This is a genomic window from Streptomyces sp. NBC_01498, assembly GCF_036327775.1.
Lineage (GTDB): Bacteria > Actinomycetota > Actinomycetes > Streptomycetales > Streptomycetaceae > Streptomyces.
Map to the genome: position 1 here is coordinate 214,970 of NZ_CP109598.1, position 18,434 is coordinate 233,403.

Consider the following 18,434-nt stretch of genomic DNA (forward strand, 5'->3'; position numbering starts at 1 on the left):
TGACACGCGTCCGGGGCGCCGCCTACCGTCTCGATGAATCGATTCATTCATCGATCTGGGAGCGAAGGAAGCCGCTTGATGACGCCCTCCCCCGACACCTCCGCGACCTCGCCGGCCGACGAACTCCTCGCGCGCTCAAACCGGTTGGGGGCGGACCCGCGCAACACCAACTACGCGGGCGGCAACACCTCCGCCAAGGGACTTGCTCCCGATCCGGTGAGCGGCGCGGACACCGAACTGATGTGGGTGAAGGGGTCCGGCGGGGATCTGGGCACGCTCACCGAGCCGGGTCTGGCCGTGCTCCGGCTGGACCGGCTGCGGGCCCTCGCCGAGGTGTATCCGGGCGTGGAACGCGAGGACGAGATGGTGGCCGCGTTCGACCACTGTCTGCACGGCAGGGGCGGCGCGGCGCCCTCCATCGACACCGCCATGCACGGCCTGGTGGACGCCGCACACGTCGATCATCTGCATCCGGACTCCGGCATCGCGCTCGCCTGCGCGGCCGACGGCGAGGCACTGACCGCGGAGTGCTTCGGCGAGCGCGTGGCGTGGGTGGACTGGCGCCGTCCCGGCTTCCAGCTCGGCCTGGACATCGCCGCGGTGCGCAGGAACCACCCGCGGGCGATCGGCTGTGTGCTGGGCGGCCACGGCATCACCGCCTGGGGCGAGACCTCGCGGGAGTGCGAGGAGAACTCGCTGAGCATCATCCGCGAGGCCGAGGCGTTCCTGGCGAAGCGCGGCAGGCCCGACCCGTTCGGCCCGCTCCTGGACGGGTACGGCCCGCTGCCCGAGGCCGAACGGCGGGCGCGCGCCGCCGCGTTGGGCCCCGTCCTGCGCGGGCTGGCCTCCGCGGACCAGCGGCGGGTGGGTCACTTCACGGACAGCGCGCCCGTGCTGGACTTCCTGGCCCGCGCCGAACACCCGCGCCTCGCGGCCCTCGGCACCTCGTGCCCGGACCACTTCCTCCGTACGAAGGTACGGCCGATGGTCCTCGACCTGCCCGCGTCCGCGCCGCTCGACGAGGTGACGGAGCGGCTGGCGCGGCTGCACGAGGAGTACCGCGCCCAGTACGCCGCGTACTACGAGCGGCACGCCGACGCGGACTCCCCGGCGATGCGCGGGGCGGACCCGGCGATCGTGCTGGTGCCCGGCGTGGGCATGTTCTCCTACGGGGCGGACAAGCAGACGGCGCGGGTGGCGGGCGAGTTCTACCTCAACGCGATCCAGGTGATGCGGGGCGCGGAGGCCGTGTCCTCGTACGCGCCGATCGGCGAGTCGGAGAAGTTCCGCATCGAGTACTGGGCGCTGGAGGAGGCGAAGCTCCGGCGGATGCCGGCGCCGCGTCCGCTGGCCGCGCGGGTGGCACTGGTGACCGGCGGCGGGTCGGGCATCGGGCGGGCGATCGCGCACCGGCTGGCGGCCGAGGGCGCGTGCGTGGTCGTCGCGGATGTCGACGCGGAGAGCGCGGCGCGGGTCGCGGACGAACTGGGCGGCCCGGACCGGGCGTCGGCGGTCACGGTCGACGTGACGGACGAGGAGGCGATCACCGCCGCTTTCCGCGCGGCGGTGCTCGCCTTCGGCGGGGTGGACCTGGTCGTCAACAACGCGGGCATCTCGATCTCGAAGCCACTGCTGGAGACGACGGCGCGGGACTGGGACCTCCAGCACGACATCATGGCGCGCGGCTCGTTCCTGGTGTCGCGGGAGGCGGCGCGGGTGATGTCGGCTCAGGGTCTGGGGGGCGACATCGTGTACATCGCGTCGAAGAACGCGGTGGTCGCGGGTCCCCACAACATCGCCTACGCGGCGACGAAGGCGGACCAGGCGCACCAGGTGCGGCTGCTGGCGGCCGAGTTGGGCGAGCACGGGATCCGGGTCAACGGTGTCAACCCGGACGGCGTGGTGCGCGGTTCGGGGATCTTCGCGGCCGGGTGGGGGGCGAAGCGGGCGGCGGTGTACGGGGTGCCGGAGGAGGAGCTGGGCGCGTTCTACGCCCGGCGGACCCTGCTGGGGCGGGAGGTGCTGCCGGAGCATGTGGCGAACGCGGTGTTCGCCCTGACCGGCGGGGACCTCACGCACACGACCGGTCTGCTCGTTCCCGTCGACGCGGGTGTGGCCGCGGCGTTCCTGCGCTGAGCCGGGAGGGCGGGGTCCGTGGTGTCGTACGGCATCGGAACAGCCGGTTCCGGGGAGCGGCGCGCGGGCGCCGACGCGGTCTTCCTCGCCGTGGATCTGGGCGCGTCCAGCGGGCGGGTGATGGCGGGGCGCGTGGGCGGTTCGGGACGGGCGGACGGGACCGGTCGGCGTGGCCGGGACGGTGGCCGGACGCTGGAGCTGACCGAGGTGCACCGCTTCGCGAACCGGCCGGTGCGGCTGCCGGGAAGCCTGCGGTGGGACGTGCTGGGGCTCCACCGGGGCGTGCTCGACGGACTGGGCCGGGCGGCCCGCGCGTACGACGTGGCGTCGATCGGGATCGACAGCTGGGCGGTCGACTACGGGCTGCTGGACGCGGACGGGCAGCTGCTGGGCAATCCGCACCACTACCGGGACGGCCGGACCGAGGGGATGGCCGAGCGGGTCCGGTCGAGGGTCCCGGCCGACGAGCTGTACCGGATCACCGGGTTGCAGCATCTGCCGTTCAACACGGTCCTCCAGCTCACGGCGGCTGCCGGAAGTGCCCAACTGGGCGTGGCGAGAACGCTGTTGATGATCCCGGATCTGCTGACGCACTGGCTCACCGGCAGCGTCGGCGCGGAAGCCACCAACGCGTCCACCACGGGTCTCTTCGACGCGCGGGCGGGTGAGTGGTCGGGGGCGCTGATGGACCGGCTGGGCATCGACCGGGGTCTGTTCCCGCCGCTCCGGCGGCCGGGGGACGCGGCGGGGACGCTGCTGCCGTACGTGGCGGCCGAGACCGGGCTGCCGGAGTCGACACCGGTCACCGCCGTGGCCTCGCACGACACGGCGTCTGCGGTGGCGGGCGTGCCGGCGACGGGGCCGGGCTTCGCGTACGTCTCGTGCGGTACCTGGTCGCTGGCCGGGCTGGAGCTGGCCGCGCCGGTGATCACCGAGGCGTCACGGGCCGCGAACTTCACCAACGAGCTGGGGCTGGACGGCAGTTACCGCTTCCTGCGCAATGTGATGGGGCTCTGGCTGCTGTCGGAGAGCCTGCGGACGTGGGCGGACCGGGGGCAGCCCGCCGAGCTGGGGCCGCTGCTGGAACAGGCGGACGGATCACGGCCGTTCGCCGCGCTGGTCGACCCGGACGACCCGTCGTTCCTGGCGCCGGGCGACATGCCGGCCCGTATCGCGGCGTACTGCGCGCGCACCGGCCAGCGACCGCCCGTCGACCGGGCGGCGACGGTCCGCTGTGTCCTGGAGAGTCTGGCGCTGGCGCACCGGGCCGCGCTGCGGACGGCGGCGGAGCTGTCCGGCACCGACATCCGGGTGGTGCACCTGGTGGGCGGCGGCAGCCGCAACGAACTGCTCTGCCGGCTGACGGCGGACGCCACGGGCCTGCCGGTGGTGGCGGGCCCGGCGGAGGCCACGGCGCTCGGCAACATCCTGGTGCAGGCCCGCGCCCAGGGCCTCGTGGGCGACCGTGCCGCCCTGCGCCGGCTGATCGCCGCCACGCAGCCGCTGCGCCGGTACGAGCCGGGGGGCGACGCCCGCGCGTGGTCGGCGGCGGCGGAACGGGTGGGGCTGGGGTGATCGCGCTCGTGGGGAGGGAGTCCGGGCACGGCGTGGGCCCACCGGTTCGGCCGGTGGGCCCACGCCGTGCCCGTACCGCCCCGGAACGCCGTTCCGGGGGACCGCTCAGTGGCTGGGGCCGCGGCCGCCGCCGTGTCCCCGGTCGCCCCGGCCCTTGTCCTCCTGGCCGGGGGCGACGAACTCGACCCGCTCCTTGCGGACGTCGGCCGAGACCTCCTTCTGTTCGGTGACCTTCTCGGTCTCCATCCGCACCCGCTCCACCGCGACGGGCTCCTTGCGGATGACCGCCTCCTCGGCGTGCAGGATCACCTCGGTCTCGGCGTTGCCCATCGGGGACCGGCCGGTGGTGCTCTCCCCCGGCTTGATGGGCTCGCGCACGATGCGGACCTCCTCGTGGGTGATCGGCACCGTGGTCGTGACGTTCTCCGTCACCACGACCTTCCGCAGCCGCGCCCGGCCCGACTCGTGCTCCTCGGTCCCGACCCGCAGCCGCTCCTCGGAACGCACCATGTCGTCGTCGGCGCGACCGGTGGCCGGGGTGTCCTTGGCCATGCCGGCCCGGCCGGTGGTGGCCGCCGGGTCCATGGCGTCGGCCCGGCCGCGCGCGCCGTCGCCGCTCATGCCTTCCCGTCCGGTCATGCCCTCACGGCCGTCGGTGGAGCCCTTGGCCGCCGGTGTGCCGGGAGCCGGGCTCATGCCGGGGGACCCGCTGCGCCCACTGGGGCGGGTGAGGCCGTAGTGGTCGTACAGCTCCTGCTCCTGGCCGACGTCGAGGTGCTCGTCGGCGTCCATGCGGGGGGCGCCCTTGACCATTTCCTTGGTGTGCGGGATGTGCACACCGTTGTCGTCCTTGGTGGCCCCGTCCAGCGGGACGAAGGACTCCTTCATGCCGAACATGCCGGTCTTGACCGTCACCCACTCCGCGCGGCCCGTCTCGTTGTCCAGGTACGCCTGCTCGACACTGCCTATCTTCTCCCCGGCGGCGTCGTAGGCGGTCAGACCCGTGAGCTCGCCCACGTGGTGGAAGACATCATCGGCTGCCATCAGTGATCACTCCTTGGCGGCGAGCCGGCGGGGTCCGGTATCCCCGCGCGTCGTCTGACTCGCGTAATTCCATGCGGCACCTGCTGACGGGAGGCGGCAACCAGGAAAAGCGCCCCTTTGACCCGTCCGGGGGACAAAGGGGCGCCGCACGCGCTCTGCTGGGCTTCCCGCGAATCGGCGAGCTGATTCACCCATTCGGGTGACCCGCCCACGGGAGCACCAGCCGACGGTCACGCGTTGTAGGGGCGTGGACACGGAAGGTACCACCGGGGTCGTACGACCGCAGGGCGGAAGGCCCGCCACGACGGAAGGGGGCGCCCGCTGCCGAGCCGGTCAGCCGCCGGTCACCGCTGTCCACACGGCGGTGTCGGGGGCGATCAGACCGCCCTCCGGGCTGTCGCTGGCGAGCAGCAGCTCACCGTCCGGCAGCGGCAGGGAGCGCCCGGACAGATTGAGCCGGCATTCGAACCGGCCCTTGCGGAAGGCCAGTTCACCCTCGCGGGCGGGCAGCCAGGAGAAGGACTCGTCGCCCCGGAAGCGGGTGCGCACGGCCAGGGCGGTGCGGTACAGCTCCAGGAAGGAGTCCGGCCGGCCGGTCTGGACCTCCACCGCGTGAGCGCCCCAGCCCTCCGGCTGGGGGAGCCAGCTGCCGCCCGGTCCGAAGCCGTGGCTGGCGCCCGCGCGGGTCCACGGCAGCGGGACGCGGCAGCCGTCGCGGCCCTTGGTGGTGCGTCCGGTCCGCTCCCACATGGGGTCGCGCAGCGCGTCGTCGGGCAGGTCGGAGACCTCGGGGAGCCCGAGTTCCTCGCCCTGGTAGAGGTAGGCGCTGCCGGGCAGGGCGAGCGTCAGGAGCGCGGCGGCGCGGGCCCGCCGGTGGCCGAGGGCCTCGTCCGGCGCGGGGTCGGTGCCGCCGCCGGAGAGCCAGGCCCGGTAGTCGATGCCCTGGGGCAGGGCGTAGCGGGTGCGGTGGCGTACGACGTCGTGGTTGGAGAGCACCCAGGTGGGGAGGGTGCCGACCGCGCGGGCTCCGTCGAGGGAGGTGTCGATGACCTGGCGGAATTCCTCGGCGTCCCAGGGACAGCGCAGATGGAAGAAGTTGAACGCCTGGTGGAGTTCGTCGGGCCGGGTGTAGAGGGGCAGCCGGGCCGAGCTGACGCCCGCCTCGGCAACGGCGATCCGGGGAGGCGCGTAGGAGTCGATGATCTTCCGCCAGGCCCGGTAGATGTCATGGACCTCGTCGCGGTCCCAGAAGGGGTGGTCCTCCCCCTCGGGCGGGGAGTTGAGGGAGGCCGAGTCGCGTCCGCCGGTGTCCCGCAGCGGTTCGACGAGGTCCTTGCGCAGGCCGTGGGCGACGTCGACGCGGAAGCCGTCCGCCCCCAGGTCGAGCCAGAAGCGCAGGATTCCCTCGAAGTCGGCCAGGACGTCCGAGTTCTCCCAGTTCAGGTCGGGCTGCTCGGCCGAGAATATGTGCATGTACCACTGGCCGTCCGGCACCCGGGTCCAGGCGCCGCCGCCGAACTTCGACTTCCAGTCGGCGGGCGGCAGCTCCCCGTCCGGGCCCCGCCCCTCGCGGAAGAGGAAGCGGTCCCTGGCCGGGGAGCCGGGCGGGGCGGCGAGGGCCTCCACGAACCAGGGGTGCCGGTCGGAGCAGTGGTTGGGCACGACGTCCACGATGACCTTGAGGCCGAGGCCGTGGGCGCGGTCCACGAGACCGCGGAAGTCGTCCAGGGTGCCGTGGCGGGGGTCGACGCCCCGGTAGTCGGAGACGTCGTAGCCGGCGTCGGTCCAGGGCGAGGGGTAGAAGGGGGTGAGCCACAACGCGTCGACGCCGAGACCGGCGAGGTGGTCGAGCCGGTCCGTGATCCCCCGGAGGTCGCCGATGCCGTCGCCGTCCGCGTCGGCGAAGCTCGGGACGTACACCTGGTAGACGACGGCCTCACGCCACCAGTCGGAGGCGGGCCGTGACAGGTGGGGGTGGGGGGTGTCGGGGATGTTCGGGATCACGGGTGCCTCTCGTGCTGAGCTTCGGTCGGTCGTGCGGGTGGCGGGTGGGTCGCGAGTGCCGCGAGTGTTCCGTTCGACCCATGGTGCGTCATACGGGGGACAACCCTGCCATCGTCCGGCTCCGGTCCGTGAACCGGCCGCTCGGCGGTGCGGGAGGGGCCGCCGGGACCGGGGGGCCGGGGCTGCGGCGGGAGCGCGGGCGGTGAAAGGCCGCCGGGCGGGTAGCGGAGGACAGACGCAGTCGTCCCCCACCGCAGGAGGAGAATTCCATGACGTCCTCACTGATCGAAGCCGTCGACATCAAGGCCCCGGTGGCGGTGAGCTGGGCCCTGTGGCAGGACGTCGAGCGCTGGCCTTCCTTCCTCAGTCACGTCAAGCACGTGGAGCGCATCGACAGCGCGCTGTTCGCCTGGCAGGTCTCGCTGCCGGGCGCCGACAAGAGCTTTGTGGCGGAACTCACGGAGGTCGTGCCCGAGAACCGCATCGCGTGGCGGACCACCGAGGGGGTCCACCACGCGGGGGTGGTCACCTTTCACCGGATCAGCGCGACGGAGAGCCGGGTGACGCTCCAGATCGAGTACGACCCGCAGGGGTTCGTGGAACGTCTGGGCGCGCTGACCAATCTGGACTCGGCGCTGGCCACGTACGACCTCGAGGAGTTCCGGCGGATGGCCGAGCGTGAGGCGGCGGTTCTCTGACACCGTCGGGGGCGGCGTGCTCCGGACGGGTCCGGGGCCGCCGCCGCGCCCTCGCCGGGCGGAGCCGTACAGCACCGCCGGAGCGCCGCACCCACCCCCGTACGCACCGACCCGTACACACCGAAGAGTCCCGCCCGGACGGTGTCCGGGCGGGACTCTTCGGCACGGGGCGCGGGGCCCCTCGACGCGGGGCGGTCAGGACTTCCGGCGCCGGCGGGCCCGCATGACGAGGAAGGCCGCCCCCGCCACTCCCCCGGCGACCAGCAGCGGCCGGGGATGGCTCCGGCCGGTCCCGGCCGCCTTCGTGGCCACGTCCTTGCCGGCCACCGCCGCCTTCGCCGCGGCGTCCCGCACCCGGTCCGGCGTGTGCTCCCTGACCTGGTCGCGGATCTGCCGGCCGGCCACCACGACCTGGCCGCGCACCTCGGCGGCCTTCTCCTGCGTACGGCTCTTGACGTCGGCCTTCTCGGCGAGCTGCCCGACCGTGTCGCCGAGCCGTTCGCGCGCTTCCTCGACCCGGTGCCTGGCACCGGCGACCGTGTCGGCCTCGGCCCGGTCAGGTTCGTGCGGCTTCTCGTTCATCGGTGCGCCCTCTCCTTGATTTCCTCGATGTCGGCCTTGACGCTCTCCGCCGTCTGTTCCGGCGCCAGCGGTGTGGCCTGCCGGGTCTCCCGCCGTCCCCGCCCCGCGAGTACGGCGGCGATCAGGGCCAGCACGGCCGTCACGATCAGCGCCGAGACCCAGACCGGCACGACCAGGGCGAGGGCCGCGATCACGGTCACCACCAGCGCCTGGAGGGCGAGGGCGCCGACGAGCGCCGCGCCTCCGAAGAGCCCGCCGCCCCGGCCGGCTCTTCTGCCCTTCTCCTTCATCTCGGCGGTCGCGAGCCGGAGCTCCTCCCTGACGAGTGCGGAGAGTTGCTCCGAGGTCTGCTGAACCAGCTCGGCCGCGGACTTCTCGGTCTGCGGACTCACGGTCGAATCGCCTCCAAGGGGTCGGCGGGTGGGCCGCCGGGGCGGCCGGTGGGTGGGCGGACCTCTGCGGGCGGCCGATGGTCGAGGCGCCCGCGCCGGGCGGCCCGAGCCCGGAGCCGTCACCAGGTCACCAGGTCCTCGGGCCGTCGGCTCCTCGGACGTCAGTGCCTGAAGGTGTCCTTGGCCTTCTCCTTGGCCATACGGGCATCGCTCTTGGCCTGCTCGACGCGGCCCTCGGCCTCCAACTGCTCGTTGCCCACGGCGCGTCCGGCCGTCTCCTTGGCCTTGCCCTTGGCGTGTTCGATCCGCGCCTCGGTCTTCGGGTTCTTCTTGTCGGTCATGTCGCTCACATCCTTCGGTCCGGCTTTCGGTGGACGCCATGCGTGTGACCCTCGACACGGCGGCCAAACATCGCCCCGCCCGAACACGCCGATTCCCGGGCCATTTCCCCGGGCCGGCGCCCGGCCCGACGCGCCGTCACGTCCGCCCGGACGCAAGCCCCGTCGCCGGGCCGGCGGGTAACACCTTGCTGAACCCGGCGTGGTTGCTGGGTGGGCCCAGGGGGCAAGTGCACGGTGAGCGGCGATCTCGTCGCGACAGTCGAACGGGAGTGAGGGCCGGGATGGGTGACATGTGGGTATTCGCGGTCGAGTCGGGCCACGTACCGGGTATGGACCTCACCGGCTACAGCGTGCATGCGACCGACGGAACGGTGGGCAGCGTGGACAGACAGTCCGAGGGCTCGCCGTTCGAACACCTGGTGGTGGACACCGGGATGTGGGTCTTCGGGAAGAGTCTGGTCATTCCCGCCGGGCTGGTGACCTCGATCGATCCGGCCGGGCGGCTGATCCAGGTCGGCTGTACGAAGTCGACCGTCAAGGGCGCTCCGGTGTTCGAGCGTGATCACGACACGCGGGACCCCGCCTACCTGGGCGCCCTGAGCACGTACTACACCTCGCTGGTCACGACTTCCTGACACGCCGTCGGACACACCGGCGCCCCGGCAGGACGCTGCCGGGGCGCGGGTGCGGTCGACACGTGGTGCCGCCGGGTGGGGCGTCCTCAGGCGGGGACGATGTTCTCCGCCTGGGGGCCCTTCTGACCCTGGGTGACCTCGAAGGTCACCTTCTGGCCCTCCGTGAGCTCACGGAAGCCCTGGGTGGCGATGTTGGAGTAGTGGGCGAAGACGTCGGGGCCGCCGCCGTCCTGCTCGATGAATCCGAAGCCTTTTTCCGAGTTGAACCACTTGACGGTACCGCTGGCCATGTGTCCTCCAAAGGACTCATTACGGTCCCCGCACCGTGCGGGAAACCGGAGGTGATCGCCCTGGCCCTCAGAGACGTTGAACAGCCGAATCGCCCGCGACTGTGATCACGGGCGACTGAGTACTTCGGAACCACGACAGCTGCGGCTGACGCTACACGTCTCCTCGCCTCCAGACCACAGAAACGATCACGCGTGACGCACGACAACACCCGCACAGTGCAGTGACACGGCCTCGCGCGCCGCGTTATGTCCCCCGTGAGAGGGAAGCGTCCGCGAATGTCCCCTCCCCGCCGCAGGTGTCGGAACGGTCGGTAGGCTGACGGTGATGTTCACCCCACAGGGCCCCACCTTTCGCGAACTGACCGCCCAGGCGCTCTCGTCGACCGAGCGCGGCTACGATCTGCTCGCCCCCAAGTTCGACCTGACCCCGTTCCGTACCCCGGACCCGGTGCTGGACGCGGTGACGGACGCCCTCGGTCCGCTCGGCCCGTTCCGCGCGGGGCTGGACATCTGCTGCGGCACCGGCGCCGGTCTGGACGTGCTGCGCGAGGTGTGTGCCGAGCGGGTCACCGGTGTCGACTTCAGCGCGGGCATGCTCGCCACCGCCAGGTCCGCCGTGCTGCCGAAGGAGTCGGCGGGCGGGGACGGTTGGACCGGTCGCGGTCCCGGCGAGGGCCCTACGGGAGGACCGGCGGTCGATCTCGTGCGGGCCGACGCCCGCGCCCTGCCGTTCCGGGCCGCCTTCGACGTGGCCGTGAGCTTCGGGGCGTTCGGGCACTTCCTGCCGTCGGAACGGCCGGGACTCTTCACCCAGGTGCGTCAAGTCCTGCGGCCCGGCGGTGTCTTCGCCTTCCCGGTGCCCGCGCCGCCGCGCGTCGGATCGCGGCTCTACTGGACGCTCTGGGGCTTCGACGCGGTGATGCGGGCGCGCAACGCCGTGCGGCGCCCGCCCTTCGTCATGTACTACCGCACGTTCCGGCTCGGCGACGTGGTGGACGACCTGACGCGTGCGGGCTTCGAGGTGGAGCTCGTCGCGCTCGACGGCCTGGGGCGGCTGCCGGACGGCGGGCCGCGCTGCCGCATGGTGGTCGCGCGCAGGCCGTGAGCCGTGGCCGCCGGGTCGTCAGGCGGCCGGCCGGGGCGCCGGGGTACGCCGCCAGGCCCAGCCGAGGACGACGACCGAGGCGAGCGCGGCGAAGGCGCACCAGGTCGAGACGAACGCCAGCCGCCAGATCACCGCGCAGACGACCGCCCCGACCGCGACCAGGACGCCCAGCAGCCGCACCGTACGGTCGCCGGAGAGCAGCAGCGCCCCGACGGTCGCCAGCAGGTACCCGGCCACGACGAGGGCGGGCGACGGCAGGTGGACGGCGTAGCCGATGGTGTGCCCCCGGATGTCGGCCGTCACGGTCCGGGTGGCGAGGGAGTGGGCGAGCACGGCGGCGACCGCGACACCGAGGGCGACGGGCAGGACGAGCACCCTTCGGCGCGGGCCGGCCGGCGCGGCCGACAGCACGGCCAGGGGCACCCAGAGAGCCAGCAGCGGCAACGCGATGACGGCCCACACGATGGTGGCGGGCCCCGCGCCACCACCCGCGTCCCAGACGACGGACTCGACGATCTGGTGGGCGCCGAGGAGCAGGGGCAGAGCGGCGAGCGGCAGATCCCGGGCGGCCCCGGTACGGCCCACGCGGGCGACACACACCACCCCGATCGCGCCGACACAGACACCCGCGGCAAGGTCGGCGGTCGCGCTCCAGCACATCGCGTCATCCTGGGACCGGGAGGGACGGTGAGTACGTGATCACCGCAGAGCGGTCCCGATGCTACGGCCCCGAGGGGCGTCCGGGCGGGACGCGGGACGCCGGGGGCGAGTGCGGGTGCGGGTGTGCCTTCCGGCGGTGCCGGTGCGTGCCCGGCGGGGCCGGCGTCGCCAAGTACCGTGCGCGCCGGGTGGGACTCGCAGCGAACGGTGCGCGCCCGGCGGGTACCTGCGGCGAACAGTAGGTGCGCTCCGGCGAGCGCCGCAGAGCCGGTATGGTGCGCCCCGGCGGAACGCCTCGGCGCCGAGACGGTGCGCGCCCGGCGGTGCCGGTGCGTGCCCGGCGGGGCCGACGCCGCCGACTGCGGTGCGCGCCGAGTGTGGACCAGCGGCGAACGTAGGTGCGCTCCTGCTGGTCGCGCGGCGCCGGGCATGAGTGTGTGCCCCGCACAGCGCCGACGCCGCCGACTGCGGTGCGCGCAGGCCGGGGGTCCGCGTCGAGCGGAAGGTGCACCCCGGCAGGATACGTGGCACCAAGTGCGTTTGCGTTCCGGGCAGGTCCGGCGGAGCCGGTGGGGTGTGTGCCCCGCACAGCCGACGCCGTCACGTACGGCCCGTGCCCGGCGGGGACCCGCACCGACCGGTACGTGCGCTCCGGCGGGCGGACCGGCCCCGCACGCGACGGGACGGGCCGCACGAGCGGACCGGTCCCGGACGCGCCGCAAGGGCGGCAGCGCGCGGCGGGCACGGGCCGGCCGGGCTCCCCCGCCCGGAACGCCCTGAGGGCCGACGGGTGTCCGTCGGCCCTCAGGGGTGGGGCTGGTTGGTGCGGTGCCGTCAGATGCGGCCCTTGGTCAGGCGGGACAGGGGGCCGCGCGGCCTGGCCGCCCGTCGGCCGAGGGCGAAGGCGCCCCCGGTCAGGGCGCCGACGCCGGCGGCGGCTCCCGCCGCGACGGCCTTGCGGTGCTTGACGACGGTCCAGACGACACCGGCCTTGGTGGCCGCCTTGCCCGCCGTCGAGGCGACGGCCTGACGGCCGTTCGCCCAGCCGGCGGTCGCGACGCGCTTGGTCGCCTCGCCGGCCGACCGTACGCCCGCCTCGGCGGACTTCTCGGCCGCCCGCGCGGAGTCCTTGGCCTTCGAGGCTGCGAGCACCGAGTTCGTCCGGACACGGGTCACGGCGCCGCCCGTGGTCTGCCGCCCCTTCGCGGCCGCGGACTCGATGTGCGCGCCGACGCTCGCCGCCGTGCCGTTCACGTTCCTGTTGGCTTCGCTCTCCTCATTCATGGGATGCGTGTTGCCGCTCGGCACGGCCCGAAACAGCGGAGTGCCGGCCGGCAGGTGGATGTCCGTGCCCGGTGCCGGTGTCGTGGCCGGTCCCGGCGGGTGCCGGAGGTCAGGAGACGCGTACGGAGTGGTGGTGGAAGTCGCCCGGCGGCAGGGCGGCGAGGGGGCCGCTCCCGCCGTGCAGCCAGTCGGCGTAGCTGTCGTTGCCCTCCGCCGCCTCGGCGTGGGCGGCGCGGGCCAGTTCGAAGAAGGCGGGCGCGCCGTCGGCGGTGCGGGCCGCCGAGTGCCAGCCGAGCAGATGCCGCCAGCGGAGCGGGGTGCCGGCCAGTGGGCGGGTCACCAGTCCGGCGGTGTTGGGGAAGGTCGCGCGGCAGAGTCCGACCGCGCGGCCCGCCTGGACGAGATGGACGCTGGAGGCGGTGTCCGTCTCGTACACCCTCGCGGGGGTGAAACCGGCGTGGGCGCAGGCGGTGGTGAAGCAGTCGTGGAAGCAGCCGTCGCCGGGTACGTCGGTCCACGACTCGTTGGCGAGCTCGGCGAGGCCGATCTCCGTACGGTCGGCCAGGGGGTGGTCGGCCGTGAGCATGACGAAGACCGGGTCGCTGGCGATCTCGCGCCACTCCAGCCGTTCACCGGCCGGCGGGCGGGCTGCTCCGCAGCATCCGATCAGGGCGTAGTCGATCCGGCCCTCGGTGACGGAGTCGGCGATCTCCCCCTCGGACCAGGAGGTGTAGGTGGTGACGGGCATGGCGGGGTGGGAGGCGCCGAGCCGTTCGACGAGTCCGCCCAGCAGCGGGCCGTGGGTACCGCCGAGTCTCAGCCGGTCGGTCTCCTCCAGGGTGCGGGCGAACCGGACGGCGTCCCGCTGGAGTTCGCTCACCGCGGGCAGCACGTTCCGGGCGCGGGCGAGGACGAGTTCGCCGAGCGGTGTCGTACGGACGCCCCGCTGTCCCCGGTCGAACAGCCTCCCGCCCAGGGCGTTCTCGATCCGTTTCAGCTGTGCGCTGAGGGCCGGCTGGGCGACGCCGAGAGCCGACGCGGCCTTGGTGAGGCTGCCCGCGTCGGCAATGGCACGAATGGTCTTGAGATGCCGCAACTCCAGCTCCATGAAACGAGCTTGAAGGGCGGTCGGGAGCGCGGGCAAGGGCCAGGTACGGACCACCGGCGGCGCCGTCGCATACGCCGGGGGCACACGCGCCGGAGCACGCGCCCGTGCACGCGCCGTGCCGCTGGGGAGTGCTCCGGGTGGCGGAAACCGGGACGGCGCGGCTTCGCGCCCGTCGGGGGAAGGCTGCCCACGGGTTCGGCGCGCCACGCGCGCCGTTCCGGATCGCCGTCCGGTGCCTTCGCCGACGGGCGAAGACACCGGACGGCATCGATCGGGCAGGCATCCATCGGGCAGGCGTCGATCGGGCCGGTACGGCGGGTCGCGCGGCGTCCGGGGCCGTTACCAGGTCACCGGCAGCCGGGCCGGGCTGCGGGACGTGGTGCCCAGGCGCCAGGGGACCTCCTCGGGGGGTGTCGCCAGGCGGAGGCGGGGGAACCGGGCCGCCAGATGGTGGAGCGCCAGGGTCAGTTCGAGCCGGGCCAGCCAGGCGCCCAGGCAGTAGTGGGGACCGGCGCCGAACGACAGGGTGGGGGCCTCCAGGGGGGCGAACAGGTCGGCGTCCTGGTGGGCCCGGAAGACCGCCGGGTCGCGGTTGGCCATGCCGCAGTCGGCGACGATCACCGCGCCCGACGGAATCACCACGCCGCCCACCTCCACGTCCCGGGAGGCGCGCCGGGTGCTCCCCCGGTCGTCGCCGAGCGGGATCAGGTGCAACAGCCGGTCCGCGAGCGCGCCCGCCGCTTCCTCGCCGGCCGCGAGGCCCGGCCAGCACTCCGGTCGCTCGCCGAGCAGGTAGAGCAGCGAGTTGCCGAGCATCGTCATGGTGCTGTCGTGACCACCTACCACCAACCCGCAGACCAGACTGACAAGTTGGGGTTCGGGAATGCCACCCTCCTCGTCGGCGGCGGCGACCAGGCCGCTGACCAGGTCGTCCCCCGGGGCCCGGCGCCGTACCGCCAGCAGTTCGGCGCCGAACGCGGAGAACTCGGCCAGGGCCGCCTTCACTTCGTCGGCCGGCCCCGAGCCGTCCGAGAAGGCGTGCGTGCTCCAGTGGCGCAGCCGCTCGCGCGCGGAGTCGTCGAGGCCCATCAGCCGGCTGATCACGTTCACCGGCAGCGGGCGGGTGAAGTGGGCGACGATGTCCACCGTGCCCCGGCGGCGGGCGAGTTCGTCCAGCAGTTCCGTCACCATGGACGCCACCCACGGCCGCCAGCGGGCCACGGCCCTCGGGGTGAACGCACGGCGCATGGTGCGGCGCAGGGCCAGATGGGCGGGTCCGTCCTGGTTGAACATCAGGTCGGGGTCGTTGACCAGTCCGGGCACCTCCGACATGGGTGGTCCGTCCGCCGCGTACAGCTCGGCGCGGCCGATCCCGCTGTCGCCGAGGACCTGCCGTACGTCGGCGTACCGGCTCACCAGCCAGGCGGGTGAGCCGTCGGGCAGGGTGACCGGGCAGGGCGGGCCGGGCGTGTCGAACGTCATGCGATGCAGCGGGGCCAGCGGTGACTCCGGGGCTGCGCCGTCGACGGCTGGGGCGGTCACGGTTCCTCCTGGCTGTTCCTGCGGTGCCGACCGGGACGGGTCGGTGACGGATCGTTCGGGGCCGGGCACGGCCGGCCGGCCTGCGGAGAACGCGGCGAGCGCGGCGAGTCCGGCCAGCGCGGGGAGGGCAGGGAAGGCAGGGAACGCCGTGACCGCGGCGTGGCAGCGGTCACAGCTCGACCAGCACCTTGCCGAGGTTGGCCTCGCGGTCGTGGTAGAGGCTCCCGTACGCGGCCGGGATGCGGTCGAAGCCGTGATGGAGGGTGTGGTCGCAGACGACCTCGCCGCGCCGGACCCGGCCGCCCAGTTCGGTGTGGAGCGCCTGCCACTTCTCCTCGGTGAACCACTCCAGCGAGAAGATCCCCCGGACGGTCGCGCGCGGGAACATGAGGTACGGCAGGAGCCGGGGCCCGACCGCGTCGCGCCCCACCTGGGTCGCCCACTGCCAGCACACGGCGACCCGGCTGCCGACGTTGAGCATGGTGAAGACGGCGTCCGTGACGGCGCCGCCGAGGTTGTCGAAGTAGCGGTCGACACCGTCGGGGGCGGCCCGCCCGAGCGCGTCGCGGACGCGCGAGACGCTGTCGCCCTGCCGGTAGACGACGACCGCGTCGAATCCCAGTCCGCGCAGCCGGTCGGCCTTGCGCGGGCTCGATGTCGTACCGACCACGCGGGCGCCGGCGAGCGAGGCCAGCTGGCCCACCAGGGTCCCGACGGCTCCGGAGGCGCCGCTGATGACGAGGGTGTCCCCCGGACCGACGTCAAGGAAGGTGGTGAGTGTGCCCCAGGCCGTCATGCCGGGGCCGCCCATGGAGCTGAGCGCGGACGCGAGGGGCAGCGCGTCGTCGTACCACCCCGGATCGAGCCCGCGGTAGGCCGGGAACACCATCGGGAACGTCCCCGTCTGCCACAGTCGTTCCGCGCCGTTGGCGATCACGTGGGAGCGCCAGCCGCCGAAGCCCTGGACCAGGTCGCCCGGCCGGTGGGCGGCGCGCGGGCCGGCGTCCAGCACCTCCATGATCGAGTCGGCGCCCATGTGGTCGCCGAGGGGGGTGTCCAGGGCGATGCCCTGGAGGTACGGGTCGACCGACACGTACCGGGTCTTGAGCAGCATCTCGTCGGGGGCGAGGTTCACCCGGATGTCCTCGACCACCTTCTCGTAGATCCGGTCGACGTCGGGGGTGCCCTCGACGTGGGCGCGGACCACCCATTTCTTGATCTTCACTTCGGCCCTTTCTCGGCGCCGGTGGTCGCCGGGCGCGTGGTGCCGGGGATTCCGGGCGTGACGGGGATGTCGGGCGTGACGGGGGTGTCGGGGCCCGGGACGACCGGGATCACGCGGTGGGTCGGCGGCGGCCCGGACTCGTCGAGGGAGGCGGTGAACTCCCTGCCGTCGTCCCGGCAGACGAACTGCATGACATGGCGGCCGGCGGCGGCGGCGCGGATCAGCCCGCCGGTGGTCGCCCACACGCCGGACTGGTAGAAGTTCGCCAGCCCCGGCAGCCCGGGACCGTGTTTCTTGACCAGCTTCTCCAGGGTCTCGCCGCTCTCCACGAACGGCTGCCAGCCCAGCACCGTGCCGTCGTGGTTGCCGGTGTAGCGGACCTGGGTGAGCGGGCTGGACACGTCGCGGACCACGATGGCGTCCTCGATTCCCGGGTAGCGCTCCTCCAGGAAGCGCACGAGCGCCGTGCGCGCCCGGCGTTTGGCCAGGTAGTAGCCGCGCCCGTGGCGTACCGGAAGGGTGTGCAGCTCCTGCCCGCCGCGCGCCCGGGTGATCTGCTCGGGGCCCTCGTCCAGCGCGCGCCAGGGGGCGATGTCGCAGAAGTACGTGGCGTAGACGACGCTCGTTCCGCGCGGGGAGAGCTCCGGGTAGTGGCGGCTGCGGAACTGGACGTTGATGCTCCGGTGGCGGATGCCGGTCAGCTCCGCCGCCTCCGTCTCGCCGAGCAGGTATGTCGTGCACGGTTCGCCCTCGGGGAAGGGCCGGTTGAGCCCGAGGAAGAGCGTGAAGTAGCCGGGGAACACCATGCCCGGTTCGTTGATGGTCCGGGTGTAGAGGCGCCGGTACTCGTCATCGAGGTAGCGCCCGCCGAGGAGTTTCATCATGGTGGTGGGTCCGTCGCAGGCCGACACGACGATGTCCGCGCGCAGTCGGCGCCCGTCGCTGAGTCGTACGCCGACCGCCCGGTCGTCCTCGACGAGCACCTCCTCGACCTTGGTGTTGTACGCGACCCGGCCGCCGAGCCGTCGGTAGCGGCGCTCGATCGACTCCGCGAGTCCGAGCGAGCCGCCCTCGGGCACCCCGGCGGAGAGGTTGGCGTGCGAGGCGAGCTGGAAGTGCGTCGGCAGTACGGGGAACCCCGGGTGCTTCTCGTACAGGACGAAGTTGAACGCCTCGCGCAGCAGGGGGTCCTGGAACCGGGCCGCGTAGTCGGACATCAGCACCGAGATGGTGGTGCGGACGGCGTTGACGTACGGGGTGAAGGAGGCCAGCATCCGCCAGCGCTCCGTGCGTCCCATCAGTCCGACCGGTTTGAGGAAGGGGTAGACGGCCAGCGCCTTGCGGAAGGAGCGCAGCCGTCGGCAGAACTCCCTGATCTGTTTGGCGTCGGCGGGCGAGAGTTCGGTGAGATGGGCCTGGAGCCGGTCCGGGTCGGAGTAGAAGTGGACGGCCCGGCCGTCCTGTCCCCGCACGATGTTGAACACGTCGAAGTGGCGGACCTCCTTGCCCTGGAGCGCGCCGAGTTCGAGCCAGATCTGGTGCATCTCGTTGCCGGGGCCGCTGCCGAGCATCCAGCTCACGCACGCGTCGAGGGTGAAGTCGCCGCGTTTCCAGGCGGTGCAGCAGCCGCCGGGGATCTCGTGCATCTCCAGTACCTGGGTGCGGTAGCCGTTCATCTGCGCGTAGCAGCCGGTGGAGAGACCACCGAGCCCCGCACCGATGATGATCATCGTTTCCCTGCCGCGCGTCGGACCGGGCGCACGGGGCGGGCGGGCCGGACGTACCGAACGTGCCATGAACTCGCTCTCCTCCG

The 18,434-nt window shown here is 73.2% G+C and carries 17 protein-coding genes; 5 read left to right on the plus strand and 12 right to left on the minus strand.

Translation table 11 applies throughout. The features are described from left to right. Positions 1–78: 78 nt before the first annotated feature. Both OG875_RS00720 and OG875_RS00725 read left to right on the plus strand, forming a co-directional pair. The gene (locus tag OG875_RS00720; RefSeq protein ID WP_330172234.1) at positions 79–2,136 is read left to right on the plus strand and encodes a bifunctional aldolase/short-chain dehydrogenase; all 2,058 of its coding nucleotides are present in this window, start codon (positions 79–81) and stop codon (positions 2,134–2,136) included. A gap of 120 nt (positions 2,137–2,256) precedes the next feature. Next, positions 2,257–3,711 carry a rhamnulokinase gene (locus OG875_RS00725; protein ID WP_330177546.1) on the plus strand — a complete coding sequence of 485 codons (1,455 nt, stop codon included), beginning with the start codon at positions 2,257–2,259 and terminating at the stop codon, positions 3,709–3,711. Positions 3,712–3,816: 105 nt separating this feature from the next. Here OG875_RS00725 and OG875_RS00730 read toward each other — a convergent pair whose 3' ends face one another. Together OG875_RS00730 and OG875_RS00735 are read right to left on the minus strand one after the other, a co-directional pair. Further along, positions 3,817–4,755, minus strand: a complete 939-nt coding sequence (locus OG875_RS00730) for a PRC and DUF2382 domain-containing protein (RefSeq protein WP_330172235.1) — start codon at positions 4,753–4,755, stop codon at positions 3,817–3,819. A 333-nt stretch (positions 4,756–5,088) separates the two neighbouring features. Continuing rightward, positions 5,089–6,756, minus strand: coding sequence for a glycoside hydrolase family 13 protein (locus OG875_RS00735; RefSeq protein WP_443079231.1), 1,668 nt, complete (start codon positions 6,754–6,756; stop codon positions 5,089–5,091). A 272-nt stretch (positions 6,757–7,028) separates the two neighbouring features. Between OG875_RS00735 and OG875_RS00740 the strand changes: the two genes are divergently transcribed. Beyond that, the gene (locus tag OG875_RS00740) at positions 7,029–7,457 is read left to right on the plus strand and encodes an SRPBCC family protein (protein ID WP_330172237.1); all 429 of its coding nucleotides are present in this window, start codon (positions 7,029–7,031) and stop codon (positions 7,455–7,457) included. A 195-nt stretch (positions 7,458–7,652) separates the two neighbouring features. On the opposite strand, the gene OG875_RS00745 is transcribed toward OG875_RS00740, so the two are convergent. From OG875_RS00745 to OG875_RS00755, 3 genes are all read right to left on the minus strand, one after another. Next, entirely contained in the window at positions 7,653–8,039 is a 387-nt protein-coding gene (locus OG875_RS00745; protein ID WP_330172238.1) for a DUF3618 domain-containing protein, read from the minus strand. Next, entirely contained in the window at positions 8,036–8,431 is a 396-nt protein-coding gene (locus OG875_RS00750; protein ID WP_330172239.1) for a phage holin family protein, read from the minus strand. Before OG875_RS00750 ends, OG875_RS00745 begins: the two co-directional genes overlap by 4 nt. A gap of 161 nt (positions 8,432–8,592) precedes the next feature. Then, positions 8,593–8,772: a CsbD family protein gene (locus tag OG875_RS00755; RefSeq protein WP_330172240.1), complete on the minus strand. Its 180-nt coding sequence runs from the start codon at positions 8,770–8,772 to the stop codon at positions 8,593–8,595. A gap of 290 nt (positions 8,773–9,062) precedes the next feature. Here OG875_RS00755 and OG875_RS00760 point away from each other — a divergent pair, with 290 nt between their 5' ends. Further along, positions 9,063–9,407 (plus strand): PRC-barrel domain containing protein, encoded by a 345-nt coding sequence (locus tag OG875_RS00760; RefSeq protein ID WP_330172241.1) that lies wholly within the window; start codon positions 9,063–9,065, stop codon positions 9,405–9,407. A gap of 86 nt (positions 9,408–9,493) precedes the next feature. On the opposite strand, the gene OG875_RS00765 is transcribed toward OG875_RS00760, so the two are convergent. After that, positions 9,494–9,697: a cold-shock protein gene (locus tag OG875_RS00765; protein ID WP_330172242.1), complete on the minus strand. Its 204-nt coding sequence runs from the start codon at positions 9,695–9,697 to the stop codon at positions 9,494–9,496. A 325-nt stretch (positions 9,698–10,022) separates the two neighbouring features. Here OG875_RS00765 and OG875_RS00770 point away from each other — a divergent pair, with 325 nt between their 5' ends. Further along, positions 10,023–10,802: a class I SAM-dependent methyltransferase gene (locus OG875_RS00770; RefSeq protein WP_330172243.1), complete on the plus strand. Its 780-nt coding sequence runs from the start codon at positions 10,023–10,025 to the stop codon at positions 10,800–10,802. Positions 10,803–10,820: 18 nt separating this feature from the next. Here OG875_RS00770 and OG875_RS00775 read toward each other — a convergent pair whose 3' ends face one another. The 6 genes from OG875_RS00775 to OG875_RS00800 form a co-directional block, all read right to left on the minus strand. After that, positions 10,821–11,462: a DUF6629 family protein gene (locus tag OG875_RS00775; protein WP_330172244.1), complete on the minus strand. Its 642-nt coding sequence runs from the start codon at positions 11,460–11,462 to the stop codon at positions 10,821–10,823. An 834-nt stretch (positions 11,463–12,296) separates the two neighbouring features. Next, positions 12,297–12,746, minus strand: coding sequence for a hypothetical protein (locus OG875_RS00780; protein WP_330172245.1), 450 nt, complete (start codon positions 12,744–12,746; stop codon positions 12,297–12,299). 109 nt (positions 12,747–12,855) lie between these two features. Beyond that, positions 12,856–13,854: a LysR family transcriptional regulator gene (locus OG875_RS00785; protein ID WP_330172246.1), complete on the minus strand. Its 999-nt coding sequence runs from the start codon at positions 13,852–13,854 to the stop codon at positions 12,856–12,858. Positions 13,855–14,193: 339 nt separating this feature from the next. Beyond that, positions 14,194–15,336 (minus strand): cytochrome P450, encoded by a 1,143-nt coding sequence (locus tag OG875_RS00790; protein ID WP_330177547.1) that lies wholly within the window; start codon positions 15,334–15,336, stop codon positions 14,194–14,196. A gap of 229 nt (positions 15,337–15,565) precedes the next feature. Next, positions 15,566–16,621 carry an MDR family NADP-dependent oxidoreductase gene (locus tag OG875_RS00795; protein ID WP_330172247.1) on the minus strand — a complete coding sequence of 352 codons (1,056 nt, stop codon included), beginning with the start codon at positions 16,619–16,621 and terminating at the stop codon, positions 15,566–15,568. Continuing rightward, the gene (locus OG875_RS00800; RefSeq protein WP_330172248.1) at positions 16,618–18,417 is read right to left on the minus strand and encodes a phytoene desaturase family protein; all 1,800 of its coding nucleotides are present in this window, start codon (positions 18,415–18,417) and stop codon (positions 16,618–16,620) included. Before OG875_RS00800 ends, OG875_RS00795 begins: the two co-directional genes overlap by 4 nt. Positions 18,418–18,434 lie beyond the last annotated feature (17 nt).